Genomic DNA, 7,015 nt, shown 5'->3' on the forward strand with positions numbered 1-7,015 from the left:
GATGACGGAGGTGAAGGACGATATCATCCGTGCGGAGGGGCTCAAGCTTGTCTTCCGCAGTCCGGCGGGCGAGGCGGTCGGTGTCGGCACGGCACCGGCGGGTCTCTCCTTCACCGTCCGCCGCGGAGAGATCTTCGGCATCATCGGCCCCGACGGAGCGGGCAAGAGTACCCTCTTCCGGATCCTCTGCTCGCTCCTCGAGCCTCAGGAGGGCAGCGCCATCGTAGATGGCTACGATGTGGTGCGGGACTACCGCGAGCTGAGGCAGCACATCGGCTACATGCCCGGCACCTTCTCCCTCTATGGAGACCTCACCGTGCGGGAAAACCTTGACTTCTACGCCACCCTCTACGGCACCACCGTGGAGGAGAATTATCCCCTCATCGCCGACATCTACTCCCACATAGAGCCCTTTGAGGACCGCCTTGCTGCCCATCTCTCCGGAGGGATGAAGCAGAAGCTCGCCCTCTCCTGCGCCCTGATCCACAAGCCTCACGTCCTCTTCCTCGACGAGCCCACCACCGGCATCGACCCGATCAGCCGTGCCGACCTCTGGCAGATGCTGCGCAAGCTGGCGAGAGAGGGCGTCACCGTTGTCTCCTCCACAGCCTATATGGATGAGGCGACTCGCTGCGATCGTGTCGCCTTCATGCGGCAGGGCGACTTCATCGCCCTCGACACGCCTGAGCAGCTGGTCTCGCACTTTCCCCTCCCCCTCTACCGCCTGGAGGCGACCGATCGGATGGCTGCTCTCGAGACGCTGGAGGCCTGTCCGCAGGTGCTGCACGTCTACGCCTTTGGCGACTCCTTCCACATCACCCTCCGTGATCCGGCAGATGAGGCGGCGCTGATGAGCTATGTCGCCTCCTCCCCGCTGCTCTCCGGCAGCCGACCGGTCGCCACGGAGCCCACTCTGGAGGATGCCTTCCTCCTCCTCTCCACAGACGACAGCGATGAGTGATCCGGTGATAGAGGTAGAGGGGCTGACGAAGGTCTTCGGCGACTTCACCGCTGTGGACCACATCTCCTTCCACGTCGATAGGGGCGAGATATTTGGCTTCCTCGGTGCCAATGGTGCCGGCAAGTCCACCGCCATCAGTATGCTCTGCGGCATCCTCAAGCCGACTGCCGGGCGCGGCACCGTCGCCGGGTACGACATCCTCCACGAGGGGGAGCGGATCAAGAGGCACATCGGCGTGATGAGCCAGCGCTTCTCCCTCTACCCCGACCTGACGGTGGAGGAGAATCTCCGGCTCTACGCCGCTATCTATGGGATGAAAAAGAGGGCGATCAGGGAGCGCACGGATGAGCTACTCGGACAGCTTGACTTCGAGGAGTACCGCCACACCCGCGCCGGGCACCTGCCGCTCGGGTGGAAGCAGAAGCTCGCCTTTGCCTCTGCGATCTTTCACCGCCCCGAGGTGGTCTTCCTCGATGAGCCTACCGGCGGCGTCGACCCGCTGACGCGGCGGCTCTTCTGGGAGCTGATCTACCGCGTTGCCTACGTTGACGGGATCACCGTCTTCGTCACCACACACTATATGGATGAGGCGGAGTACTGCGACCGGGTCTCGATCATGGTCGATGGCGAGATCCGTGTCCTCGGCACACCGGCGGAGCTTAAGGCTGCCGAGGGAGTCCCCGATATGGGTAGCCTCTTTACCGCCATCACAAGGCAAGGGAAGCGATGAGACGAGGAGAGAAGAGAGGGAGAGTCCCACGGCGCGGAGGCTCACAGATGCGCGCCTTTATCATCAAGGAGTGGAAGCAGATCTTCCGCGACCCGCTGACGCTCCTGATCCTCATCGCCATGCCGATCACGGAGATGCTCCTCTTTGGCTTCGCGATGAATATGGACGTCACCGACATACGCACCGTCATCATCGACCACTCGACCGATGAGACCGGTGAGCAGCTGGCGGAGGCGCTCGAGGGCAATGCCACCTTCCTCTACCGAGGGATGCTCGCCGACAGCGGGGAGGCGGAGGAGATGATGAAGGCGGGCGAGATTGACCTCGCCATCGTGGTGCCGGAGCACTTCGAGCGGGACCTCCTCACCGGGCTACCGACCAGCCTGCAGGTGATCGCCGATGTGTCGGACCCCGCTATGGGGAGCATCCGGGGCGCCTATGCTCAGCAATTCATCGCTGACCAGCTGAGCCGCCACACCGGCGGCGAGGGGATCCCCTACAGCATCGAGATCACCCCTCAGATGCTCTACAATCCCGGGCTCGTCTCAGCCTACAACTTCGTCCCCGGACTGATGGGGCTGGTGCTCCTCGTCATCTGTACGCTGATGACCAGTATCAGCATCGCGCGGGAGAAGGAGCAGGGCTCCATGGAGCTCCTCCTCACCACCCCGGCTCGACCGACGACGATCGTCCTCTCCAAGACCGTCCCCTACCTCGCCGTCTCCCTCATCATCATTGCGATCATCCTCGTCATCTCCCGCTTCGTCCTCGGGGTGCCGATCCGCGGATCCCTCGCCCTGATCCTCCTCGTGACGCTGGTCTTCACCTTCTTCAGTCTCGCCTTTGGTCTCCTCCTCTCCAGCCTCGTCAAGTCGCAGAAGGAGTCGACGATCCTCACCGGCTTCAGCGTGATGATGCCGACGATGCTCCTCTCAGGGATGATCTTCCCGGTGGAGAATATGCCTCTCGTCCTTCGATGGATCTCCCGCTTCATCCCCGCCACCTACTACATCACCTCGATGCGCAAGCTGATGATCCAGGGCACCGGACTCTCCGCCATATGGGTCGAGCTGCTGGTGCTCGTCCTCTTCGCCATCCTCACGATAGCCCTTGCCATCCGTAACGTTAAGCCCCGCCTGAGATGAGTAGTGCCTTTGGATACCTCTTGGAGAAAGAGTTTAAGCAGATCGCTCGCGACAGGATCCTCCTGACGATGATCTTCCTCTTCCCGACGATCATGATCGGACTGACGCCCTGGGTGATCAATTTCAACCTCCGCCACCTCGACCTGGCGGTCGTCAACCACGACCCCGCCGGAGCGCACGCCCGGCTCATACTGCAGAAGGTGGAGGCCTCCCCTGACATCGACCTCGTTGGGGTCTACTCCTCCGAGGAGCCGGCCTACGAGGCGGTGGACCGGAGTAAGGCGGATGCGATCCTCGTGATCCCGCCCGACTTCTCCCGCGATATGGAGCTGTCGCACCACGCCTCTGTGCGACTGATCGCCAATGCCGTCAATAGCACCAACGCCGTCATGGCGATGAATCGCATGAGCGGACTCATCGCTGACACCTCCGAGGAGATCCTGACGGAGAGGGCGGGGCTCGCGGCAGGCAGCGGCAGACCGGTGGAGATCCGGATGCTCGACCGATACAATCCGACGCTCAACTACAAGTACTATATGCTGCCGGCGATCCTCGTGATGGTCCTGACGATGCTCTGCGGCATCTACCCCGCCATCGGACTGGCGCACGAGAAGGAGGTGGGCACCATCACCCAGATCAATCTCTCCCCCCTCCGGAGCAGCACCTATATCGTCGCCAAGGTGCTCCCCTACTGGCTCATCGGGGTCAGCACCACGCTCCTCGGCACGCTGCTGATCTACCTCATCTACGGGCTCGCTCCGGTGGGGAGCTACCTCCTGATCCTCCTCGGGGCGCTACTCTTCTCGGGGGTGATCGCCTTCCAGGGTGTAGCGGTAGCCAATCTTGCTAAGTCGGTCCAGCAGGCGATGTTTATGGAGCTCTTCTCGGTGATGATCTTCTTCATCATCAGTGGACTCTTCACCCCCATCAGCACGATGCCGTGGTGGAGCAAGGTGATCGCCTACATCAATCCCCTCACCTACCTCAATATCATCATGCGGATGGTCTACCTCAAGGGGAGCACCCTCACCGACCTCTGGCCCTACTTCGCCGCCCTCACGGCGATCGGCCTCCTCAATGCCCTCCTCGCCGTCCTCACCCACCGCAAGCGCCAGTAGCCCCCTCTCTTTTACCCCTCCCATCTGAGAAATCTCTAATACCGATATTAGTGATCTCTAATACCGGTATTAGTGAACTCTAATATCGGTATTAGAAAAGCCCCACATCCGGCAGCTCATACACAGTCTATTGTGCGTCACCCCTACTCATCTCACAGGGGTGACGCATTTGAGCATTAGGTTAATCATGTACCGAAGGGGCTTATCCCTGAGGCACCCGAAGGGTGCTCGCTCCATAGGCATCGGTCATCCGCGAAGCGGTGACCGATGTGCCAAAACCCGCCTTAATCCCCTCGACCCCTTGCGGGTCGCCGAGCAGAAATTCCCTTTCCCGGCGCCCCCCTCCGGTCATCGCATTCCCCGGGCAAGCTTGATAGTGCGACGCCCTAGCGGGGTCGCAGGATTGCTTGCGATACCTGATCCACGGATCGTCGGGGCTACGCCCCTCGACCTGAGGCTAGGAAGCGTGCACCCCTGTCGGGGTGCTTCGCCTGCCTCCCAACCCTGCTGACCTCTTGGAGGATAGCCACGGAGGGATCGTTGCCTTTTACTGCAGGGAGACCTTAAGCAAATCCAAAAACGTCAGCCCTGATGACACAGCCTATTGGCTGAGTGCCACCCTAATGGACTGCCTGACGATGCGTCCCTATGCCGAGTAGGGCGGCGGGGACCTGAGGGCGTATGCGGCTCCGGAGATGCCGGCTCATCCACGCTCATCGCCCAATTATATGGATACGTGAGGATCCCCCACCCGGGAGCAGGTCACTCGGGATGCCCCGTTAGGTATTGCTCCACCACGGGGAGTGGCTGATCCTTGATCAGGACGGTCCCCTCACCGGTGAGGAGGTAAAAGGTGGGCATGGCACGGAAGTCATACAGCTCGATCCCCTCGAAGTCACGCACGTTGCGACCCTGGAGCCAGCGGGGATCGAAGTGGCTCCTCTTCTCCTCCCACTCCTCGACCGTACCGCCGGTCGCGAGTGCCAGGATCCTCAGCCGCCCCTCCTCCAGTGCTCTATCGAGCACCGCTGAGCGTCTCATCTGCTGTGCGGTCACATCACAGCCACTGCAGTCGGGTCGGAAGAAAAAGATCAGGATCGGCTCCGTGTCGTAGAGTCCACGGAGATGGTGTGCTCGCCCCTCCACATCCCTGTAGCTAAAGTCTGTCGCAGCTGTGCCGGGGTAGTTTTTCCGTATCTGCTCGCAAGCAAAGGCCAGTCTATCCCGCTCCGCTACCGGGAGGGAGTCCGATCCCATCGCCGCCTCTACGAAGGGTAGGTAGAGCGTCTCATCGTACCGGGGTGAGGTGGGGTCGTAGAGTAGGGCGGAGAGGCTACTCATCAGCAGGCTCAGCGCTGCGGGGTTGCGCTCCGCCTGCCCTACGAGCTGTCGGGCAGCCGTGCGGCGGCGTGCCTCATCCACCCCCTTGGACAGCCCGAGATAGTCGACGAGCGATCGGGTAATGAATAGGGTGTCCCGCTCTATCCCCGGCTCGCTGAAGTCCACCCTATCCCAGTAGTGATCCAGCAGGTAGAGTCGCCTCTCGGCATCCGACCGGACCATCACCGGTATCTCCGGCAGCACCAGCTGACGCTCGCGAATGGTGGTCTGCCTGCTCTCCTCCGACCTCTTTTTGCCACCACATCCTCCGATCAGGATCAGAAGGAGCAGCGCTATGATTAGTTGCATTTCTTTCATACTGCAATGATACACATTTTCGATCACCAGAGGCTACGCCCGACCGGATTCTGCAGGGGTGACGCATTTGAGCGGTACAGAAGCCTATCCACTCATTGTGAAGAGTGGCGAACGATGCACCCCGACAGGGGTGCTCGCTCCATAGGCATCGGTCATCCGCGAAGCGGTGACCGATGTACAGAGCACCAGCCTACCACCTCGACCCCTTGTGGGTCGCCGAGCACACATCTCCAATGCCGGCGACCCACAAGGGGTCGAGGGATGATGTGTACGTTTATACATCGGTCATCGGCACTTCGTGCCTCGACCGATGCCTATGGAGCGAGCATCCTTCGGATGCGGGAGAGTCGCCTATGTAGCGGTCTTCACATGCGCTCCTGTCCGATGACCCTAAGGAGGTCGGCAGGGAGAGCACCCCGACAGGCGTGCTCGTCTTTTTACCCGGGAGACCTCGGGCAAATCCAAAAACGTCACCCCGACCGGATTCTGTAATTGGAGCCTTTTTTATACAATCTTGGCATTATATCGGCCCTTTCGGCGATGAGTTTTATATTCTACACACTCTCTCTGAAAGCTTGATCCCATCAGTATTTCACGACAAAAAAACCATTGCGTGAAAATAATTTATCTAAAAATGATTTGTTCAATATAAGTAATTAGAGGTACATTTGTAGCGTCAAGGGAGTAGCCTACAGCGTGTAGTCACTTTGTAATCCTATCGAGAAGCTTTGTTAAGTCTTGTGTGGTCGTAGAGCGACCACAGGTAGGGAATATGCAAAAATCCTTTGTCGCGCATCTGATCCGATGGGTCGGGCATGACAGATAATAGTTGTTTAATCCAGTCATATATGAATCGTTACGCTAAAATACTTCTGATCCTCCTGCTCTCAGGGCTCGCTCTTCAGGGCGTGCAGGCGCAGAAAGTAGCACTTAAGACCAACGCCCTCCACTGGGCTGTCATGGGCTCCCCCAATGCATCCCTCGAGTTTGCCATGGGCCCGAAGGTGACCCTCGACCTCTATGGCGGGGGCAACCTTTGGAAGTTTGAGAAGCCCCTTGAGGTCCGTCACTGGCTCGTCCAGCCGGAGCTCCGCTACTGGTTCTGCGAGGTCTTCAATGGTACCTTCATCGGTCTCCACGGCCACTATGGCCAGTACAACGTCGGTGGCATCAACGTCCCGATCGGTCGGCTGAAGAAGCTGAAGGACCACCGCTATGAGGGCTACTTCTATGGTGCCGGCCTTAGTCTCGGGCACCAGTGGATCCTCTCCAGGCACCTCAATCTCGAGGCCTCCCTCGGTGGCGGCTGGGCACGCACTCCTTACAAGAAGTACGACTGTCTGGTCTGCAGCCCGCTCCTCAA

The 7,015-nt window shown here is 59.9% G+C and carries 6 protein-coding genes; 5 read left to right on the plus strand and 1 reads right to left on the minus strand.

The window, feature by feature from the left end; genetic code table 11:
* Position 1: 1 nt before the first annotated feature.
* Genes AC1EKE_RS07370 through AC1EKE_RS07385 form a run of 4 tightly spaced genes read left to right on the plus strand, consistent with a single transcriptional unit; the run spans position 2 to position 3,954 of the window.
* Entirely contained in the window at positions 2 to 961 is a 960-nt protein-coding gene (locus tag AC1EKE_RS07370) for an ABC transporter ATP-binding protein (protein WP_480308870.1), read from the plus strand.
* Positions 921 to 1,691: an ABC transporter ATP-binding protein gene (locus AC1EKE_RS07375; RefSeq protein ID WP_480308871.1), complete on the plus strand. Its 771-nt coding sequence runs from the start codon at positions 921 to 923 to the stop codon at positions 1,689 to 1,691. The genes AC1EKE_RS07370 and AC1EKE_RS07375 overlap by 41 nt, the downstream gene beginning before the upstream one ends.
* Entirely contained in the window at positions 1,688 to 2,836 is a 1,149-nt protein-coding gene (locus tag AC1EKE_RS07380) for an ABC transporter permease (protein WP_480308872.1), read from the plus strand. Before AC1EKE_RS07375 ends, AC1EKE_RS07380 begins: the two co-directional genes overlap by 4 nt.
* Positions 2,833 to 3,954: an ABC transporter permease gene (locus AC1EKE_RS07385; RefSeq protein WP_480308873.1), complete on the plus strand. Its 1,122-nt coding sequence runs from the start codon at positions 2,833 to 2,835 to the stop codon at positions 3,952 to 3,954. The genes AC1EKE_RS07380 and AC1EKE_RS07385 overlap by 4 nt, the downstream gene beginning before the upstream one ends.
* Positions 3,955 to 4,716: 762 nt before the next feature.
* Here AC1EKE_RS07385 and AC1EKE_RS07390 read toward each other — a convergent pair.
* Positions 4,717 to 5,643 carry a DUF5106 domain-containing protein gene (locus AC1EKE_RS07390; protein WP_480308874.1) on the minus strand — a complete coding sequence of 309 codons (927 nt, stop codon included), beginning with the start codon at positions 5,641 to 5,643 and terminating at the stop codon, positions 4,717 to 4,719.
* Between the two features lie 857 nt (positions 5,644 to 6,500).
* On the opposite strand from AC1EKE_RS07390, the gene AC1EKE_RS07395 reads away from it, so the two are divergent.
* A partial coding sequence (locus tag AC1EKE_RS07395) for a DUF3575 domain-containing protein (RefSeq protein WP_480308875.1) occupies positions 6,501 to 7,015 on the plus strand: 515 nt, incomplete at its 3' end.

This window comes from Porphyromonas sp. C0041D3, from assembly GCF_056590575.1.